Raw genomic sequence first — 19,055 nt, 5'->3', positions numbered from 1 at the left:
AGGAGAAACCTCTTTTTTTATAACTCAATTTCCAATACAATTGGTGTGTGGTCTTGCCTTGTACCTGAGTCAATCATTTCTGACTTGGTTACTTTATCTGCAATTCGATTGCTAGTCAGCCAGTAATCAATTCTCCAGCCACTGTTATTGATTTTGCTGGTCTTGCTGCGTTGTGCCCACCAGCTATAAACATTTGGAATATCGCCGTGAATGTAACGGAAAGTATCCGTAAAACCACGATTTAACAGATTGGTAAATCCGGATCGTTCTTCATCTGTAAATCCAGGTGAGCGACGGTTGCTAGAAGGATGAGCGAGGTCAATCTCATTGTGGGCTACATTGTAGTCCCCTGTCGCAAGGACAGGTTTTTCTATGTCTAAAGCTGTTAGATAGTCAGCATATTTTTTGTCCCAGATTTGTCGTTCTTCTAAACGTTTTAAACCATCACCTGCATTGGGAGTGTAGACTTGTGTGACAAAGAATTTTTCAAACTCAAGGGTAATAATACGCCCTTCGGCATCCATAGTAGAAGGTGCACCGATTTCTGGGAAGGTTATTTTTGGAGATAGATTCTCTTTGTATAAAAACATAGTTCCTGCATAACCTTTACGTGCAGGTTCTATAGAAGAGCGCCATGTAGTTTCATAATGTGGGAATAATTCATCCAAAACTTTTAGATGTTTTTTAGTTGGTCCGTTAGCAGATAATTTAGTCTCTTGAATGGCGATAATATCAGCGTCTAATCCTACTAAAGTCTGTAAAACAGCTTGTGACAATTGCGCGCGTGCGGAGTCACTGGTCAAAGCTGCATTGAGAGAGTCAATATTCCAAGAAATGAGTTTCATATAGATACCTTTTCTAGATTCATTTTTTTCTATTGTATCAAAAAATGACTGACTCGGCGAGTTTGAGGTTGTAAAAAGGAGAGTAAAGTGTATAATACTGGTGAAAGGAGATATAATGGGAGGACTATTGTTACATATTGTTTTATTCATATTCTTTATTTGGTACCTGATTAGGTTACTTCGTTTGAAGGGAAAGCAATCTTCTACTGAACCATTTTGGATACCTAAAGAAATCGGTGTGGGAATTGGGAACAATCCAAGGAACACAGCTGGTTTTTGGGTAAGTCTGGCTGTGACACTTTCTATTCTTACTGTTCTTCTTGTTTTGATAGTATCTTTGATTTTGTAAAAGAGATTTGGGAAAATGTTTTTATAATAATATTGTTTGTAAAACGCAGTTTAGTGTGGTTTACTCAAAAAATAGGGCAGGTGATAAATAGATCTTTCGTAGAAAGCAATAACAAAGTTTTAATCAAGTTTATTGACGCTGCTCTCGTTAGCTGTATTTGTAGCCTTCAACAGCTCCTCGGACTACTGGAGCTAATCATTGCTGCTGCGGAGCGGAATGACAAAATCCAACTCTTTAAGTTATTGATTTTGTCCTGCCCTCTTTCTTTTTTAAAACTATTTAGAAAAAAGTCTAAATAGGTCTTGTGTTTTTTAAAAGAAAGAGTATAATTCTATTTAGAAGATTATCTAAATAGAAAGTGTAACTTAAATGTCGAAGAAAACGGATATGCTTACTTTTATTTTTTTATCTTATAGCTTAGCTTGGTTGATTTGGATTGGGCTATGGTTAGCTAATGTCAAGCTTGGCGAGCCTATCGCTCAGGCTGGAACTATTCTTGCCATGTGGATGCCAGCTTTTGCTTTTTTTATCTTAAAGAAAATGAGATCAGCAAACATGAAATTACAGGCTCAATTTTCAACAAATCTCAAAGGATGTTGGCGCTATTATTTATTAGTGCTTTGGTTGCCTGCGGTATTGAGTTTTTTAGGAGCAGGACTGTATTACATCGTCTTTAGCAAACAGTTTAGTCTTGGTTTTGAGATGTTGCGAGAAATGCTGGGAAGAACAGGTAGTCCTCAAATAAATCTTCCCATACAGATCGTTATTTTTGCACAACTATTTTCAGCTTTGACGTATGCGCCTTTTCTTAATAGTCTGTTTGCTATTGGTGAGGAAATTGGGTGGCGTGGTTATCTTTATCCAGCACTACGCAAGCGTTTTTCAATAGTTCAAGCACACTTATTAGTTGGACTTATCTGGAGTATTTGGCATCTGCCGATTAATTTGCAGGGATATAATTATGGACTAACTTATTTTGCATATCCTTGGCTGGGAGTGCTTGCAATGTTTGTTTTTTGTTTTAGTTTAGGCGTTTTATTAAGTTGGGTGATGGAAAAGACGAATTCTATCTGGGCTCCAGCACTCTTGCACGGTGCTGTTAATGCCATTGTTGGCGTGGGTCTTTTATTTCAATTGCCAACAGAAAAAGCATTAGCCTTGCGTATTCTAGGTCCGACACCCACAGGACTTCTGGCAGTTTTACCTTTCTTGTGTTTAGCGCTAGCCATTTTACAAAAAGAAAAGAGGGAAACTCATGAGTTTCGCTAATACCTTTAAGGCCTTATCTCATCCTGTGAGAAGAGCGATTTTAGATTTGTTAAAAATGGGCAGTCTGTCTGCTGGGGAAATAGCGGAACATTTTGAGCTGACGGGAGCTACCATTTCGCACCATCTTAATATTTTAAAAAAAGCAGATTTGATTTTGGAGACGCGCCAGAAAAATTATATCTATTATGAACTCAATACTTCAGTCTTGGAAGAAATTGTAGTTTGGTTAGCTGAATTGAAAGGAGATAAGACTAATGAAGATTGATAAAAAACTATTGATACTAACAAGTGCTAGTATTTTGGTGCCTATGTTGATAGGCTGCTTTTTCTGGCAACAGTTGCCCCAAACAGTCGCAACGCATTTTGATTTTTCGAATCAAGTAAATGGATTCAGTAGTCGAGGGTTTACTGTTTTTGGTATTCCTAGTTTTCTGCTGCTTCTACATTGGTTTTGTTTATTTGTGACTAGCAAGGATCCTAAATCTAAGAATATTAGCTTGAAAATGTGGCATCTGGTTTATTGGATTATTCCTTTGACATCTTGTTTAGTCATGACAGCTATTTATGCGCAAGCCTTGGGTTATGCAGTTAATCATGCTCTGATGAATGGTATGTTTTTAGGAGTTCTATTTATTGCTATTGGGAATTACATGCCAAAAACTCGTCGCAATTATACGGTTGGTATACGTTTACCATGGACTTTGGATAATGATGATAATTGGATAAAGACACATCGTCTGGCTGGTAAAATTTGGGTAATTGGTGGTATTATCATTTTCTTTAATGGTTTCGTTCAGATTGCAGTTACGTTCGTGCTTGTTTTTACTCTAATCATTATGATTGTAGTGCCAATGATTTATTCTTACTGGTTATCTAAAAGGATACATTGATTCATTTGCTGTTTAGCTTGAAACTTTTTTAGTCTAATTATCGTTGTGGGAGCGGGACGACAAAATTGAACTCTTTGAGTTGCTGATTTTTGTCTCGCTCCTATTATCTTGTTAAAATACGATTTCTAGAAATATTGAAAAATTTTCTATAATAGACCGAGAAAATAGAGGGAGAAAAAATGAAATTTTATTCTTATGATTATGTTTTGAGTCAAATCAACCAGCAAAACTGGGTGACGATTGGACTTTCTATTTTGTTGTTACTTGTGACAGGTTTTTTTGCTTTTAAGGCTTATCGAAATAAGCGCGATTCGAAATTTCGTGAATTGGCGATTATCTCCATTTTGTCTTTGATTGCTATCGTTCTGATTGGGATTAGTACTTTTCAGACCAATCAAGCCTCTAATAACCAGTTCCAAACTTCTCTTCATTTTATTGAAGTTATTTCAAAAGATTTGGGAGTAGATAAGTCAGAGGTTTATGTCAACACTTCAGCTGCGACGGATGGAGCGATTTTAAAAGTTGGAGAAGATTTTTATCGAGCTATGAGTGGCAGTGAGCCAGATAAGTATTTACTGGAAAAAAATTAAATTACATAAGACAATGGATATCAAATTAGTGGAGGTTAAAAAATGACATTGAATTTTCTTGAAATCCTGATTAAACTAGCGTTGGGGCTGTTTTCACTCGTGTTTGTTATCAATGTGACAGGAAAAGGAAATCTGGCACCTAATTCCGCAATCGACCAGATTCAAAATTATGTTCTAGGTGGTATTATTGGTGGGGTGATTTACAATAGTTCTATTAACATTCTCCAGTATGCGATCATCCTCATTATGTGGACGATTTTGGTCTTGACTCTAAAATGGCTCAATAACAATATTCGGACAGTCAAGCATTTGATTGATGGTAAACCGACTACCCTGATTCAGCACGGGAAGTTAAGCCCTGAAGCCTGCCGCTCCGTTGGCCTTTCAGCGGCTGATGTGGCTCTGAAGTTGCGTAGCCAAGGAATTTTTCAACTAAAGCAAGTTAAACGAGCAGTCATGGAACAAAACGGTCAGCTTATTGTCGTACAGGCAGGTGAGGAAAATCCGAAATACCCCATTATCACAGACGGTGTTGTCCAGATTGATATTTTAGATTCTATTGACAAAACAGAAGAATGGTTAATCGAGAGGCTTGCTAAGGAAGGCTATACTGATATTTCTAATATCTTCATCGCAGAATATGAAAGTGGTAACTTGAGCGTTGTGACGTATTAAGAGTATTTTCCTTTTTGAATAGATAAAAGCGAAAAAGAGAAAAGGAGATCTTGCTAGGAATCTTGCAGAGAAATTAGGATAAAGGTGCTGCGAAGCTTATTTGAGATAAAAAGGTGAAAAATGAAGCTGCTGTTGAAATTATAGTTTAAAAACAGATAGCATTAAAGATAGCAAAGGAATATTAAAAAATCTTTTTCTAAAACGGCACAAATATAAAAAATAAAGCTCTATCTGACTAGTCCATCCAGATAGAGCTTTTGTTTTTGAGTAAACCAGAATTTTTGTTTGTAATTCTATTCTTGTAAGAACTGTCAACAAAAATCCTTACTGTCAGATAGGACAGTAAGAGAATTCAATCAGGGTTAGAACATTGCTGTTAGTACAGTAATAAATCCAAATACAATACCTGGAGCATTTGCAGTAGCAAGTGGTAAATCGCGTTCTTTTTTAAACAAACCATAATAAACCCAAAGGCTACAGTTGATTGCAACTACCAAAGGTTGGATAAAGTTTCCCTTATGTCCAGCTAAATTGTCCATAATTTGTGGGATATAAGATACATACATCATAACAGACATGAATGTCGCCACCCAACCTATCATTTTCATTCGTTTCCATAACTCCTCATAAAACGTAGTGTAGAGAACGAAAACTCATTTATAACATACTAAGTTCATATAAAACAAGCCTCATTCAATACTATTATTTTATACTAAGAATAAGATTTAAGCAAGAATAATATACTAATGATTATGAGTACAACGTAAGTCAACTCTATTTTTCATTTAAAAAGCTGTGTAATATGTTATAATAAAGTGTTACTAAAAAAGGTTTCATTTGCCTTGAAAGGAAAAACTATGACTGAAAAGAATTTTTATATTACAACACCAATCTATTATCCAAGCGGCAAGCTCCACATTGGCTCTGCTTACACGACCATTGCCTGCGATGTCCTTGCTCGTTACAAGCGTCTTATGGGTTATGATGTTTTTTATTTGACAGGGCTTGATGAGCACGGTCAAAAGATTCAACAGAAAGCAGAAGAAGCGGGTGTTACTCCTCAGAAATATGTGGACGGGATGGCGAAAGGAGTAAAAGAACTTTGGCAACTGCTGGATATTTCTTATGATAAGTTTATCCGCACAACCGATAATTATCATGAAAAAGTAGTAGCAGATGTTTTTGAACGTCTCTTAGCTCAAGATGATATTTACTTGGGTGAATATTCAGGCTGGTACTCTGTTTCTGATGAAGAATTTTTCACTGAAAGTCAGTTAGAAGAAGTTTTCCGTGATGAAACTGGCAAGGTTATCGGAGGAATTGCCCCATCAGGTCACGAAGTTGAATGGGTGTCAGAAGAATCTTACTTCTTGCGTTTGGGTAAGTACGCTGACCGTTTGGTAGAATTTTTCCATGCACATCCAGACTTTATTCAGCCTGATGGTCGCATGAATGAAATTATCAAAAACTTTATCGAGCCAGGATTGGAAGACTTGGCAGTATCACGGACTTCCTTCACTTGGGGAGTGCCTGTACCGTCCAATCCAAAACACGTTGTGTATGTCTGGATTGATGCTCTGCTAAATTATGTAACAGCTCTGGGCTATGGTCAGGATGCGGATGCCAACTTTGAAAAATTCTGGAATAACGGTACAGTCTTTCATATGGTTGGGAAAGACATTCTGCGCTTCCACTCCATTTATTGGCCAATTATGCTCATGATGTTAGACTTGAAATTACCAGAGCGCCTGATTGCCCACGGTTGGTTTGTTATGAAGGACGGCAAGATGTCTAAGTCTAAAGGAAATGTCGTTTATCCAGAAATGCTGGTAGAGCGTTTTGGACTTGATCCGCTTCGCTATTATCTCATGCGTAGTCTTCCAGTCGGTTCTGATGGCACTTTTACGCCAGAAGATTATGTTGGTCGTATCAACTATGAACTAGCTAACGACCTTGGTAACCTCCTCAACCGCACGGTTGCTATGATTAACAAGTATTTTGAAGGTGAAGTTCCAGTTTATGTGGAAAATGTGACGGACTTCGATGCTGATTTGGCAGCAGTAGTTGCTGATAGTTTGGCACAATACCACAAACAGATGGATGCTGTGGATTATCCACGCGCCCTTGAAGCGGTTTGGAATATTATTTCTCGTACCAATAAATACATTGATGAGACAGCTCCGTGGATATTGGCGAAGGATGAAGCTAAACGTGATGATTTAGCAGCGGTTATGGCACATTTGGTAGCTAGTTTACGTGTGGTGGCACATTTGATCAAGCCATTTATGATGACAACAAGTGACGCTATCTTGAGTCAGCTTGGTTTGCCAGAGGCAACTTCGCTGGAAAATCTTAACTTGGCAGGATTGTCAGCAGGCTTAACTGTGGTTAAAAAAGGAACACCAATCTTCCCACGCCTAGACATGGACGCAGAGATTGCCTACATCAAGGAGCAAATGGAAGCCAATAAGCCAGCCATTGAAAAGGAATGGGAGCCAGAAGAAGTAGAACTCAAACTCAACCGCAAGGAAATCAAGTTTGACGATTTTGACAAAGTAGAAATCCGTGTCGCAGAGGTTAAAGAAGTTTCTAAAGTTGAAGGTTCTGATAAATTGCTTCAATTCCGCTTGGATGCGGGAGACGGCGAAGATCGTCAAATTCTGTCTGGGATTGCTAAATACTATCCAAACGAGCAAGAATTGGTTGGCAAGAAAGTCCAAATCGTAGCGAACCTCAAACCACGCAAGATGATGGGACGTATCAGCCAAGGCATGATCCTCTCAGCAGAATATGGTAATCAACTAACTCTGCTCACAGTAAATCAAAATGTACCAAATGGTAGCTTGATTGGGTGAGCCCACAGGAAGATTAGAATTAAAAAGGAGGCTGGGACAATAATGTCTCAGCCTCGCTTTGTTTATCGTTACGGTCAATGGAATAAAAGAAATTGGTAGTCTATACCTACATCAACGGCTTATCTAAGAATTGTTTCCCCACGTCTGAGGGCCGGATAATTTTCCTAAAAAGTAGTTCACGTCGTCCTAGAGTCGGACAGTCTGCCTGAAAAGTGGTTCACTTCGTCTGAGGCTCGGATAGCCTGCCTGAGAAGAAGTTTGCTCCGTCTGAGGCTCGGACGACCTTCACGAAAATAGATTTACTTCATCCGAGGGTCGGACAACCTGCCTGAAAAATGGTTCACTCTGTCCGAGGCTCGGACGACCTATTTGAGTAGTAGTTAAAAAAAGGAGTGAGACAGGACTCCCTTTTGTAGTATAAAACATAATGATGCACTATTCATCTTTATTTAAAAACGAAAACCTCTCCGCCAGACTAGTCCAGCTTTCTCGTATATCGATCATAAAAACAGCTGGATTAGGTGTTTTAAAGTCGTCAATCCAAGCTTGGTAACGGATAGAGATGAGCAGGCGTGTTAGGCGGCTGAGCATTTCTTTTTCTTGCTCGGTAAGGGCTTGGGCATTTTGGACGATAGTCAGCAATTTCTTGATACTGTTGGGTTGGAAAAATTCATCAATGGACGTAATTTGAGCGTCTAAAATGAGGCCGAAAAAGACATCAAAGAAATCTTTAAGTTCATCATCGGGAACCGTCTCCACCCATTCTTTGAGAGTTTTGTCTGTCTGAATGCTGTCTGGGTTGAGCGTGTCAAGTAAGACAAAGTGCTCATTTTCAATTTGCCAAGAGAAGGTATCATGCTGGGCAATACCACCAATAGCTACACTCTTTACAATGTGCGCTTGCTTAGGTGTTTCCAGCATCATCCCGACAATAGAGCCCTGCGGAATGTAGCGCTTGATTTTTGAAGCCATTTCCTGATAGCCGTCTGTTTCAATCACTGTGTGATTCAATCCCGGAGCGTCAAAACTATAGATTTGAGAAATTCTTGCTTGCAAGGCAGGCTCCACTTGGCTGCCAGCGTAAGTCGCTAGATTGCCACCTTTGGAATGTCCTGTCAAGATAAAGGTCGCTGTTGGAAAAGCCTGCATGACCTTTTGAACGTAGCGTACAGCAGTTTGCTGGGCAGGGACATGTTCCATATAAGTCATATGGAAATCTTCCTTCCAGCCGATAATGGAATCATCTGTTCCGCGAAAAGCAATGACAAAGGTATCCAAATCAATCTTATAAGTCATAGCAGCAAATTGTTTTTGCACATCAAGATCAATATCATTCACATAACCCAAGAGTTTGATGTTCTTATAGCGTTTCACCTTAGCGGCTTGGTCCAAAAGTGCCAAGCGGTGTTTGGTATTCATCATGGAATTTTCTTGGGGCATGTATTGTGGCACATCAGTTAAACGGCTGGCTTTTTGCAGGTCAAAATCGTCCGTTACGATTGTGTCATAGTTTAGATACGTGATCTCGGTCAAAAGCAGAATATCTAGCTCTGTAAAGGGCTGATCGTAGATACTGTCGTATTGTACATCTTCTAAATAGTTAAAAATATTTCCCATAAAGGTTCTCTTTTCTGAAAATCTATTGTTAGTATAGCATATTTTCGCAAGTCTTTGTTATAATAGAGAAAGAAAGCGGAAATGAGGGATAGGATGCACAAGATATTATTAGTGGAAGACGATGCCGTCATTCGTCAACAAGTCAAAAAAATGCTGGAACAATGGGGATTTGAGGTGATTGCTGTAGAGGATTTTATGCAGGTGCTGACGATTTTTGTCAAGGAAGAACCGCATCTAGTCCTGATGGATATTGGTCTACCGTTGTTTAATGGTTATCATTGGTGCCAAGAAATTCGCAAGATTTCTAAAGTGCCTATTATGTTTTTATCTTCACGTGATCAGGCGATGGATATTGTCATGGCGATTAACATGGGCGGAGATGATTTTGTGACGAAGCCATTTGACAATAATGTCTTGTTGGCTAAGGTTCAAGGACTCTTGCGTCGTTCGTATGAATTTGGGACAGATCAAAGTTTGTTGGAATACCATGGGGTTATTCTCAATCTCAAGTCCATGGATATGATGTATGATGGAGAAGTGATTACGTTAACGAAAAATGAATTTCAAATTCTGCGTGTGCTATTTGAGCATTCTGGCAGTATTGTTTCGCGTGATGATCTCATGAAAGAACTTTGGAATAGTGATTTCTTTATTGATGATAATACCTTATCTGTGAATGTTGCACGGCTGCGCAAGAAATTAGAAGAAGTCGGTCTCAAGAATTTCATTGAAACAAAGAAAGGTATAGGGTACAGGTTAATTAATGGAACATCAGAATAAGCATCTATTTTTCAAATATTATCTGCGTTCTCGAAAACTTTTATGTTCATTGTTATTTATTTTTTATAGTTTGTTGTTTATTTTTTCTTATCTTTTTGAAGATGAACGCACCGTTTTGCAATATGTTATAATACTCTTGCTTTTGACGAGCTTAATAGGACTCATCTTAGACTTTGTGAAACAATATCAAAATTTTCGTCATGCTGTCTTATATGGTGAAAGCGATGCGTACACTCCTTTAGAAGCATTGCTCACCTCCAGAATTAGAACTTTAGAAAAAGATAAAAAAGAGCTAAAAATACAGCATCAAGAAAAGCAGAGTGATTTACTGGATTATTATACACTTTGGGTGCATCAGATTAAGACACCGATTGCTGCGAGCAAGCTCTTGGTGCAGGATTTACAAGAGCAGACGTTCAAAAATCAATTGGAGCAGGAGTTGTTTAAGATTGACTCTTATACGAACTTAGTCTTGCAGTATTTGCGGTTAGAAAGCTTCCATGATGACTTGGTCGTAGAGAAAGAAAATATAGAGGATTTAGTTAAAGAAGTCGTCAAAAAATATACGCTTTTCTTTATTCAGCAAGGTCTTAGTTTGAATTTGCATGATTTAAATCACACCGTTATTACAGATAAAAAGTGGTTTCTTGTCATTTTAGAGCAAGTGCTTTCTAATAGTCTCAAATATACGAAGCAAGGTAGCATTGAAATTTTCTTTCAGGAAGATACCTTGCATATGAAAGATACTGGTTTGGGGATTCAAAATTCCGATCTTCTCCGTGTATTTGAGCGAGGTTTTTCTGGTTATAATGGACGTTTGACGCATCAATCTTCAGGATTAGGGCTCTATTTATCTAAGAAAATTGCGGATAAATTGGGCCATGAATTACATTTGCATTCTGTGGTCGGCGAAGGGACAACTGTGATGATTACGTTCAAAGAGAAGAAATTGTTATTTGAATGAATGCAATCTTACAAAAGTGTAAGGTTGATATCTAAAAATGAAAGGTTATGTTATGGTAGCAGCCTTTCTTTTTTTGTATCATAAGATTAGAAAATAAACAATGTTTGATAAAGGAGGTAGTCATAAAAACAAAAGGATTGAATGCTTTTCAGCTGAAGCTCTTCATGGCTTTATTAATGGTTTTTGATCATCTTGGGAAAATACCAGGCTTACTGTCTGGTGAATGGGAGGGAATTTTTCATGCTTTGACACGTTGTGTAGCTGTTTGGTTCGCTTTCGCAGCAGTAGAAGGGTTTCGATACACACGGAGTCGCTTGCTTTACAATCTGCGTCTCTTTTTCTGGGCAATGATCATGTTTGTTGGAAATACTATTCTCAATTTGCTGTTTCACTCTAAAGGAGTTCAGATATATAATAATATTTTCCTAACGTTAGCTTGCGGTGTACTTGCGCTAATTCTCTTTTTTGGAATTTCGCCCAATGACGACCCAATTAACATTAAACGGCAGCCCATCCGCTTTATCTTAGGACTTGTTGTTTGCTTGCTTGCTAGTTTTGTGACAGAAGGCGGCATGGTCATTATTCCATTTATGTTGATCACCTATACTTGTAGAGAAAAGAGAAATCTCCGCAATCTTCTGTATGGTATTTTAGCGGTTGTCCTATTTTGTATGAGTATTCAGATTTACCCGACATGGAGCGATACGCTGTTAATGATGTTTTATAATTCCGATTGGCTTTTTATCACAGTACTGCCTTTCATTTCACTCTATAATGGCGAACGCGGTTCTGTGACTAAGTGGAGCAAGTATTTCTTTTATATCTTTTATCCAGCTCACTTATGGTTGATTACTTGCATTGCTTACCTCGTTCAAAAATGAGTAAATCATAGTCTTGCAGCGAGCAATTCGCTGCAAAGTAGTATCAAAAAAGGAGAACAAGATGAAATATGGTAAAATTTTATTGAAACAAGACAGTCAATTGCTTCAGACAAACGTAAAAGATATTGGAAAAGCGCAATTTGGCTATGAAGTGAGTCAATCAGCGCAACAGTTATATTTTAGATTTTAAAAAAGGAGAAAATGATGACACTATTAGACGTACAACACGTGAAGAAAATTTACAAAACTCGCTTTCAAGGCAATCAAGTAGAAGCATTGAAAGACATTCATTTTACAGTAGATGAAGGTGATTATGTCGCTATCATGGGCGAGTCGGGTTCTGGGAAATCCACTCTGCTCAATATTCTTGCCATGCTAGACAAGCCAACCGAAGGACGCGTCTTTCTTAATGGCACGGATACAGCGACGATTAAAAACAGTCAAGCTTCGAGCTTCCGTCGGGAAAAATTAGGTTTCGTTTTTCAAGATTTCAACCTGTTAGACACGCTCTCGGTCAAGGACAATATCCTCTTGCCGCTCGTCTTGTCGCGCCGTCCGATTACAGAAATGATGCAAAAGTTGGTTACTACTTGTAATGAACTGGGGATTAACCAATTGCAGGAAAAATTCCCCTATGAAATTTCCGGTGGTCAAAAGCAGCGGGTGGCAGTAGCGCGTGCTATTATCACCAATCCAGAAATTCTGCTGGCAGACGAGCCAACAGGGGCGCTCGATTCTAAGTCTTCTGCGGCGCTTTTAGATGTATTTGATGACATCAATGACCGCGGACAGACGATTCTTATGGTAACGCACTCGACTTCTGCGGCAAGCCGTGCTAAGCGCGTACTGTTCATCAAGGACGGAATTTTGTACAATCAAATCTTCCGAGGAGATAAGACCAAGCGCCAGATGTTCCAAGAGATTTCTGATACCTTAAGGGTTATGGCAAGCGAGGTGAATCAAGGTGCTTAGATTAGCGGGAAAATTAGCGGTTTCTAACCTAGTGAAAAATCGTAGATTATACTATCCATTTACGTTGGCAACTTGTTTAGTCGTCGCTATTTCATATATTTTTAATTCTTTAACGTTTAATCCTCATTTACAAAAAATGCAGGGGGCAAGTTCTATTTCATTTGTCTTGGCTCTTGGAGTGATTATTGTGACGATTGCTGCAGCGATTATCGTTTTTTATGCTAATAGTTTCGTCATGAAAAACCGTTCGAAAGAGCTAGGTCTTTATGGAATGCTAGGGCTTAATAAACGTCATCTCTTTACCATGGTGTTCATTGAGTTATTGATTTTAGGAGCGACGACTGTCACGATTGGTCTTGGATTTGGTATTGTATTTGATAAACTGATTTATGCTTTTTTACTGAAATTAATGGGGTTAAAAGTTGTCCTAGTATCCACGTTTCAATGGTTAGTTCTTATTTCAGTTGTTGTCATCTATGGCGTTATTTTTGCGGGCTTGGTGCTTGTCAACGGTTTCAGGATTCTACGTTTTAATGCTTTGCAATTGGCCAAGGAAAAGAATAGTGGTGAAAGAAAAGGACGATTTCTTCTGATTCAAACGATTATTGGATCGATTTCTTTAGGCTATGCTTATTACCTAGCTCTGAGTGTCAAAAATCCATTGACAGCAATTGGTATATTTTTTATAGCTGTTCTCTTTGTTATTTTAGGGACTTATCTGCTGTTCAATGCAGGAGTTACGGTATTTTTACGGTTGCTTCAGAAAAATAAACGGTATTATTATCAACCTAATAATATGATTTCTGTGTCCAATTTGATTTTTCGGATGAAGAAAAATGCAGTGGGATTGGCAACGATTGCGATTCTTTCAACGATGGTTTTGGTCACCTTGGCTGGAGGTGTCAATATTTATGCAGGTGCTGGTTATCTTAAAAGCGTGATGTATCCCCAAGATTATACGATAAAGGGGAAGGGAGTGTCAGCTGCTCAATTGGATCAGGCATTGACAGAATTTGCAAAAGAGAATCATTTAACAGTCACTAAGAAAAATGCTTATCAATATTATTCGATGGGAATTAAAAATCAAAAGGGCAATCAGCTTGATATTTATCCAAAAGGTGAAACACGAGTTTCTCCACAGGCTTATATTCTGCTGTTTTCAGCTGATGATTATCGGAAAATGACGGGCAAAATATTGAATTTAAAAGATAATGAGACAGCAATCTTTGCAAAAGGAATGTCTATTAAACAAGATCAACCTCTTAAACTGATTGGACAAGAATTGACAGTGAAAGAACTTTTAACAGAGGACTTTGTTCTTGGAAATGTCGTAGATCAGTATAATATCATTGTGCCGCAGTCACTTTTTATGGTGGTCAATGACCCACAAAAATTGGTGGATTCACAAAAGCAACATTACACGATTAATACAGAATTATATGGCGGTTTGAATATCAGGGCTTCTAATAAGAAAAAGGGCGATTTGGATACAGCTTACCAGAAGAAGCTGAAACAGTTCAATACGACGCTCCCCGATAATGCCGGTGTGTATGGTTATACAAGAATCCAAGGTGTGCAGGAAATTATGAGTATGTTAGGTGGCGTTTTATTTATTGGTATTTTCCTTTCAATTGTCTTTATGCTGGGAACGGTTTTGGTAATCTACTACAAACAGATTTCAGAAGGGTATGAAGACCGCGATCGCTTTGTAATTTTACAAAAGGTAGGATTAGATGAAAAGCAGACCAAGCGCGCCATTCGCAAACAAATTTTGACTGTGTTCTTCTTACCGCTTGCTTTCGCTTTTGTGCATCTGGCATTTGCTTATCGTATGCTGAGTCTCATGTTGAAAGTGCTGGGTGTCGTAAATGCTACATTGATGTTGGAAGTTACGCTTGGCGTTTGTGCTGTTTTCTTTATCGTCTATGTACTTGTCTTTTTCATCACATCACGCAGTTATCGTAGAATTGTGTCGATGTGAGTTAGCGATAGGTACGGATAATAGTGAAAAGGAGTAGGGCTATTCTTGCTCCTTTTTCAATTTATTTAACAAAAAAGAGGGACGTTTGATTCCTTTTTGATTGCTTTTATGGTAGAATAATTCAATCTAATAAATTGGAGTTTAGGATGAATATTTTTCGTAAAAAAGATGTCAGTAGAGATCGGACTGGCATGCGTCGTCATTTACGGTTGCTTGATTTGATTTTGTTAGGAATTGGCGCTATGGTGGGAACGGGTATTTTCACTATTACTGGAACAGCGGCTGCAACTCTAGCTGGTCCAGCTTTGGTGATTTCGATTATTATTTCTGCTCTTTGCGTGAGTATTTCTGCTTTCTTTTATGCAGAATTTGCGTCAAGAATTCCTGCAAATGGAGGTGCTTATAGCTATCTCTATGCTGTTTTTGGAGAATTTCCAGCTTGGATAGCAGGTTGGCTGACCATTATGGAATTTATGACGGCGGTATCTAGTGTTGCCTCTGGTTGGGCTTCCTATTTGAAAGGCTTGCTGAATGGATTTGGTTTGAGTATGCCAAGAGCGCTTAATGGAACCTTTAATCCGCAAGTGGGAACCTATGTAGACTTACTGCCGATTCTTGTTTTGGTATTTGTAACAGGTGTGGTTTTATTAAATTCTAAAGCAGCTCTGCGATTTAATTCTGCTTTGGTTGTCTTGAAGTTTTCGGCGCTTGCCCTTTTTATCTTTGTAGGGATTTTCTTTATTAAACCTGAAAATTGGTCTCATTTTGCCCCATTTGGCTTTGGAAAATTATATGGTGGTAATGTTGGAATTATGGCTGGTGCTTCTCTGATGTTCTTTGCTTTTCTAGGTTTCGAGTCTATTTCTATGGCAGTGGACGAGATTAAGGAGCCACAAAAGAATGTTCCACGAGGGATTGTGCTGTCTTTGTCTATTGTAACGGTGCTTTATATATTGGTGACACTAGTTTTGACAGGGATTGTTCACTATAGCAAGCTAGATGTAGCAGATGCTGTCGCTTTTGCGCTTCGCAGTGCTGGGCTTGGCTGGGCGGCTAATTATGTGTCAGTGGTAGCGATTTTAACTTTGATTACCGTTTGCATTTCCATGACTTATGCTCTGTCGCGTATGATTTACAGCATTGCGCGTGACGGTTTGTTGCCAAAGTCTTTCAGAAAATTAACTGCCACTAGTCGGGTACCGAAAAATGCTACGATTTTGGTAGGGATAGCTGCGGCAGTATGTGCTGGTATTTTCCCGTTAGCCAGTATCGCATCTTTTCTAAATATCTGCACCTTGGCTTATCTGATTTTGTTAGCAGTGGCTATTTTGAAGTTGCGCAAGGATAAAGGACTTCCTCAAGCAGGGGAGTTTAAAACTCCTCTGGTACCTCTGACGCCAATCTTATCCATTATTATTTGCCTGTCTTTCATGACCCAATATGGCTCTGATACTTGGCTAGCATTCGGCCTTGCCTTACTAGTCGGAACAATTATTTATTTTATCTATGGCTACCAACATTCGGAAATCAATTGATGAGTTTATCTTACAAAAATGTAAGAAATAATTGTAAATTGTAAGATGAGGTTAGGGAAAAGCCCCAGCTTCATGCATTTTATAGTTTGGGTTGTAAGACGCAGTGGTTGGTTGGATATCCTTATCTCTTGTTATACCGGTGATAACGGCTATCCTAACCAACTGTGCGGAGGTGGGACGACGAAATCAAATTCTTCGAATTATTGATTTCTGTCCCACTCTCATTTTTCCATATAATAGTGATAATAAAGTAAGTGATGGAGGAAAAAATGAAAAAGGGATGTATTGGTTGTCTAGGTGTGCTAGGAGTATTGCTTTTAGCGGCATTGGGAGCAGTGTTATATTTCGGTCCTAATGATGATATCTATCTTTTACCACCTAGTCCTGAGCAATACGCAAAATCTGCTCTAAATAAGATGAATTCTGCTCTTTATATTGATGAAAATTGGTCACAAGAAAAGGAAAAAACATTAAAAGAAGTCAAATCTGCCAAAACTTATGCAGATACCTATCCAATTCTAAAGAAAATGACAAAACTATCGGGAGGAAAACATTCTTATTTTTATACACCGAAGGAATTTAAAACTTCACAAAAGGAAGAAAGTCAGCTTCCTGTTGTAAAAAATGAGAATGGCATTCTTTACTTGAAATTACCTCCTTTTATGGGAAACGAGAAAGAAGCTAAGGCTTATCAAACGATCCTAAATCGGGCACTAACTAAGGAAACTTACAAGGGAGTAATTGTGGATTTGGAGAATAATAGCGGTGGCAATATGTATCCTATGATTGGTGGATTAGCTGCTTATTTTGCCTAATGATACTCTCTTTCAATTTGAATATGCAAATGGTCAAAAAATAGGTACTACTTTATCACAAATATTGGCAAGCAAGCAGACAGAAGAAAATTCAAATAGCAGTTCCAAAACAATTCCTATAGCAATTCTAGTTAATGGTAATACAGCTAGCTCTGGTGAAATGACGACATTAGCTTTCAAAGGCTTACCAAACGTTAAAATTTTTGGCAAGCCAACAGCTGGCTATACAACAGGAAATATGGTTTATTCTCTTTATGACGGGGCAACAATTCAGCTGACGGTTTCTCGGATTATTGACCGAAAGGGTAATCGTTATGAAAATACTCCAATCGAGCCAGATATTGCTGCAACCACACCATTGAATGATGCTAGAACTTGGTTACTAGAGCAAATATCGAAATAATCTCTAAACAGCGATTACCGCTGTTTTTTGTTATATTGGATAGGTCAGATCATTTTATCTTGGTGGCAGAAAATGCAGCAGGTCAACTTGTCGGTTATGCCCACGCTTGTCGTTATGACTGCCTTTACTTTTCATCTTTGCTCAATCTGTTGGCTTTGGCTGTTGCTCCAGACTTTCAAGGACAGGGACATGGCAGATCGCTTATGCGAGTCGTGCGTGAAGAGGGTTCAGCTGCAGGCTATGCAGGTATTCGCATAAACTCTGGCATTTCTCGAACTGAAGCCCATGAATTTTATCGAAAACTGGGCTGTGAGGAAAAAGCTGATCAGAAACGTTTTTATTGGGAATTTTAAGAAAGGAAATCTATGAAAATTGAACCATTAAGTCAAAGCAATGCAGAAGAAATTGCGAATCATTGGCATTACGAAGGCATCTATGCTTTTTATGATATGCAAGCAGATTCTGAGGATTATGAAGAAATTTTATCTCCTGAAGCGCGTGGTGATCACTATTATCAGGTTCTCAAAAATGATGAATTATATGGCTTTTTTTGCCTTTTTCCAGTTGACAAGGCCAAGCAGGAGCTAGGTTTAGGCATGAAGCCAGAGTATTGTGGCAAAGGTCAAGGCAAAGAGTTTTTACAAACGATTTTACGGTTTATCGAGGAAAACATTTCAGTGCAAATCCTGACTCTCTCAGTTGCAGATTTTAATCAAAGAGCTCAAAGGCTTTATCTCAATTGTGGTTTCAACGTAATCGGACGGCAGCCTCAGGAAAGCAATGGCGATAGTTACCTTTTTATCAAAATGGAAAAGGAGTTGAAATGAGAGTTGCGGTTATCCAAGGAACCACTCGAAGAAATATGAATTTGCTGCTATTTGAATCTGTAAAAAAAGCAGTCCAATCGTCTGACGAAGTGCTGAATTTTGGTATTTTTGAGGAGGAGAACGAGCAGTATTCTTATGTTGAAATAGCGATCTTGATCAGTTTCTTAATGGAAAGCGGAGCAGTCGATTTTGTCGTAACAGGATGTTCCTCAGGTCAAGGTATGATGCTTGCCTGTAATAGTTTACCGGATCTTTTGTGTGGTTATATAGAAAATCCTCAAGACGCGTTCCTCTTTGGACGCATCAATGGAGGAAATGTTGCTTCCCTGCCACTCGACTTAAATTTTGGTTGGCAAGGCGAATTGAACCTGCAATATACATTAGATAAACTATTTGATGGTGAGTTTGGTATGGGTTATCCTGAACATGAAGCGGAAATAAAAAGGTTGGAAGCAAGTGCCCTAAAGAATTTGAACCGTTTAACGAAACGCAGTTGGGAAGAATTATTAGACCAAATTCCAAAAGATAATCTCAACAAGCTGTTGCAAAGAAAGATAGTGATGAATGCCATTATAAATAAGGGAAGTAATAAAGAGTTCATCCGATTGCTGAAAGCGAAAGCAGATAAAATGGACGCAGATAGAAAGTGGAATAAAGTTTGACAATCAAATAGGGAAAGTATGAGATTGACTTCTGTTGCAGTTATCGTTATTTGAGAAAAAAAGGGAGTGGGACAGAACTAAAAATAGAAAATTTTTAGTTCGTAGTCCCACCCCTGCAAGGGTGCTTAAACAGTTATCAAGCTGT

20 protein-coding genes and 2 pseudogenes are annotated in these 19,055 nt (G+C 38.5%); 19 read left to right on the top strand and 3 right to left on the bottom strand.

Annotation, left to right across the window (positions count from 1 at the left end; all coding sequences use genetic code 11):
* Positions 1 to 17: 17 nt before the first annotated feature.
* On the bottom strand, positions 18 to 845 hold the full coding sequence (locus tag HMPREF2933_RS01910; protein WP_024052028.1) for an exodeoxyribonuclease III: 828 nt from the start codon (positions 843 to 845) through the stop codon (positions 18 to 20).
* 115 nt (positions 846 to 960) lie between these two features.
* Here HMPREF2933_RS01910 and HMPREF2933_RS01905 point away from each other — a divergent pair, with 115 nt between their 5' ends.
* The 6 genes and pseudogenes from HMPREF2933_RS01905 (at position 961) to HMPREF2933_RS01875 (ending at position 4,618) form a co-directional block, all read left to right on the top strand.
* Positions 961 to 1,194, top strand: a complete 234-nt coding sequence (locus HMPREF2933_RS01905; protein ID WP_024052027.1) for a hypothetical protein — start codon at positions 961 to 963, stop codon at positions 1,192 to 1,194.
* A gap of 369 nt (positions 1,195 to 1,563) precedes the next feature.
* A complete protein-coding gene (locus HMPREF2933_RS01895) occupies positions 1,564 to 2,463 on the top strand; it encodes a CPBP family intramembrane glutamic endopeptidase (protein ID WP_070584040.1) in 900 nt (299 codons plus the stop codon).
* Complete coding sequence (locus HMPREF2933_RS01890) at positions 2,450 to 2,728, top strand: autorepressor SdpR family transcription factor (RefSeq protein ID WP_024052025.1); 279 nt, start codon at positions 2,450 to 2,452, stop codon at positions 2,726 to 2,728. Before HMPREF2933_RS01895 ends, HMPREF2933_RS01890 begins: the two co-directional genes overlap by 14 nt.
* Positions 2,718 to 3,353: an SdpI family protein gene (locus tag HMPREF2933_RS01885; RefSeq protein ID WP_070584042.1), complete on the top strand. Its 636-nt coding sequence runs from the start codon at positions 2,718 to 2,720 to the stop codon at positions 3,351 to 3,353. Before HMPREF2933_RS01890 ends, HMPREF2933_RS01885 begins: the two co-directional genes overlap by 11 nt.
* A gap of 179 nt (positions 3,354 to 3,532) precedes the next feature.
* Positions 3,533 to 3,989: pseudogene (locus HMPREF2933_RS01880) on the top strand (DUF3290 family protein).
* Entirely contained in the window at positions 3,986 to 4,618 is a 633-nt protein-coding gene (locus HMPREF2933_RS01875; protein WP_003034245.1) for a DUF421 domain-containing protein, read from the top strand. Before HMPREF2933_RS01880 ends, HMPREF2933_RS01875 begins: the two are co-directional and overlap by 4 nt.
* Before the next feature lie 362 nt (positions 4,619 to 4,980).
* Here the strand turns inward: HMPREF2933_RS01875 and HMPREF2933_RS01870 are convergent, their stop codons facing one another.
* On the bottom strand, positions 4,981 to 5,226 hold the full coding sequence (locus HMPREF2933_RS01870) for a SemiSWEET family transporter (protein ID WP_024052022.1): 246 nt from the start codon (positions 5,224 to 5,226) through the stop codon (positions 4,981 to 4,983).
* Between the two features lie 249 nt (positions 5,227 to 5,475).
* Here HMPREF2933_RS01870 and metG point away from each other — a divergent pair, with 249 nt between their 5' ends.
* A complete protein-coding gene (metG, locus tag HMPREF2933_RS01865; RefSeq protein WP_024052021.1) occupies positions 5,476 to 7,473 on the top strand; it encodes a methionine--tRNA ligase in 1,998 nt (665 codons plus the stop codon).
* Positions 7,474 to 7,908: 435 nt separating this feature from the next.
* Here the strand turns inward: metG and HMPREF2933_RS01860 are convergent, their stop codons facing one another.
* Positions 7,909 to 9,090, bottom strand: coding sequence for a DUF2974 domain-containing protein (locus tag HMPREF2933_RS01860; RefSeq protein ID WP_024052020.1), 1,182 nt, complete (start codon positions 9,088 to 9,090; stop codon positions 7,909 to 7,911).
* 93 nt (positions 9,091 to 9,183) lie between these two features.
* On the opposite strand from HMPREF2933_RS01860, the gene HMPREF2933_RS01855 reads away from it, so the two are divergent.
* The 12 genes and pseudogenes from HMPREF2933_RS01855 to HMPREF2933_RS01810 all read left to right on the top strand — a co-directional run bounded on the left by HMPREF2933_RS01855 (position 9,184) and on the right by HMPREF2933_RS01810 (position 18,910).
* On the top strand, positions 9,184 to 9,870 hold the full coding sequence (locus HMPREF2933_RS01855; RefSeq protein WP_003073462.1) for a response regulator transcription factor: 687 nt from the start codon (positions 9,184 to 9,186) through the stop codon (positions 9,868 to 9,870).
* Positions 9,854 to 10,834 carry a sensor histidine kinase gene (locus HMPREF2933_RS01850; protein WP_024052018.1) on the top strand — a complete coding sequence of 327 codons (981 nt, stop codon included), beginning with the start codon at positions 9,854 to 9,856 and terminating at the stop codon, positions 10,832 to 10,834. Before HMPREF2933_RS01855 ends, HMPREF2933_RS01850 begins: the two co-directional genes overlap by 17 nt.
* Before the next feature lie 122 nt (positions 10,835 to 10,956).
* Positions 10,957 to 11,715 carry a TraX family protein gene (locus HMPREF2933_RS01845; RefSeq protein WP_070672473.1) on the top strand — a complete coding sequence of 253 codons (759 nt, stop codon included), beginning with the start codon at positions 10,957 to 10,959 and terminating at the stop codon, positions 11,713 to 11,715.
* 61 nt (positions 11,716 to 11,776) lie between these two features.
* Positions 11,777 to 11,905, top strand: a complete 129-nt coding sequence (locus tag HMPREF2933_RS10290) for a hypothetical protein (RefSeq protein WP_024052016.1) — start codon at positions 11,777 to 11,779, stop codon at positions 11,903 to 11,905.
* 14 nt (positions 11,906 to 11,919) lie between these two features.
* The gene (locus HMPREF2933_RS01840; RefSeq protein WP_070241572.1) at positions 11,920 to 12,687 is read left to right on the top strand and encodes an ABC transporter ATP-binding protein; all 768 of its coding nucleotides are present in this window, start codon (positions 11,920 to 11,922) and stop codon (positions 12,685 to 12,687) included.
* Positions 12,680 to 14,668: an ABC transporter permease gene (locus HMPREF2933_RS01835; RefSeq protein WP_070672407.1), complete on the top strand. Its 1,989-nt coding sequence runs from the start codon at positions 12,680 to 12,682 to the stop codon at positions 14,666 to 14,668. Before HMPREF2933_RS01840 ends, HMPREF2933_RS01835 begins: the two co-directional genes overlap by 8 nt.
* A 146-nt stretch (positions 14,669 to 14,814) precedes the next feature.
* The gene (locus tag HMPREF2933_RS01830) at positions 14,815 to 16,203 is read left to right on the top strand and encodes an APC family permease (RefSeq protein WP_024052013.1); all 1,389 of its coding nucleotides are present in this window, start codon (positions 14,815 to 14,817) and stop codon (positions 16,201 to 16,203) included.
* A 269-nt stretch (positions 16,204 to 16,472) separates the two neighbouring features.
* Positions 16,473 to 17,018: a S41 family peptidase gene (locus HMPREF2933_RS10285; RefSeq protein WP_024052012.1), complete on the top strand. Its 546-nt coding sequence runs from the start codon at positions 16,473 to 16,475 to the stop codon at positions 17,016 to 17,018.
* Positions 17,011 to 17,421 carry a S41 family peptidase gene (locus tag HMPREF2933_RS10280; protein WP_024052011.1) on the top strand — a complete coding sequence of 137 codons (411 nt, stop codon included), beginning with the start codon at positions 17,011 to 17,013 and terminating at the stop codon, positions 17,419 to 17,421. The genes HMPREF2933_RS10285 and HMPREF2933_RS10280 overlap by 8 nt, the downstream gene beginning before the upstream one ends.
* A gap of 32 nt (positions 17,422 to 17,453) precedes the next feature.
* A pseudogene (locus tag HMPREF2933_RS01820) lies at positions 17,454 to 17,774 on the top strand (GNAT family N-acetyltransferase); the annotation flags it as partial.
* A gap of 12 nt (positions 17,775 to 17,786) precedes the next feature.
* Positions 17,787 to 18,248 (top strand): GNAT family N-acetyltransferase, encoded by a 462-nt coding sequence (locus tag HMPREF2933_RS01815; RefSeq protein WP_024052009.1) that lies wholly within the window; start codon positions 17,787 to 17,789, stop codon positions 18,246 to 18,248.
* Positions 18,245 to 18,910 (top strand): RpiB/LacA/LacB family sugar-phosphate isomerase, encoded by a 666-nt coding sequence (locus HMPREF2933_RS01810; RefSeq protein WP_024052008.1) that lies wholly within the window; start codon positions 18,245 to 18,247, stop codon positions 18,908 to 18,910. Before HMPREF2933_RS01815 ends, HMPREF2933_RS01810 begins: the two co-directional genes overlap by 4 nt.
* Positions 18,911 to 19,055: the final 145 nt, after the last annotated feature.

This window comes from Streptococcus sp. HMSC066F10, from assembly GCF_001813805.1.
Classification (GTDB): Bacteria; Bacillota; Bacilli; order Lactobacillales; family Streptococcaceae; genus Streptococcus; species Streptococcus vaginalis.
This window is presented reverse-complemented; position numbering and strand designations above follow the sequence as displayed.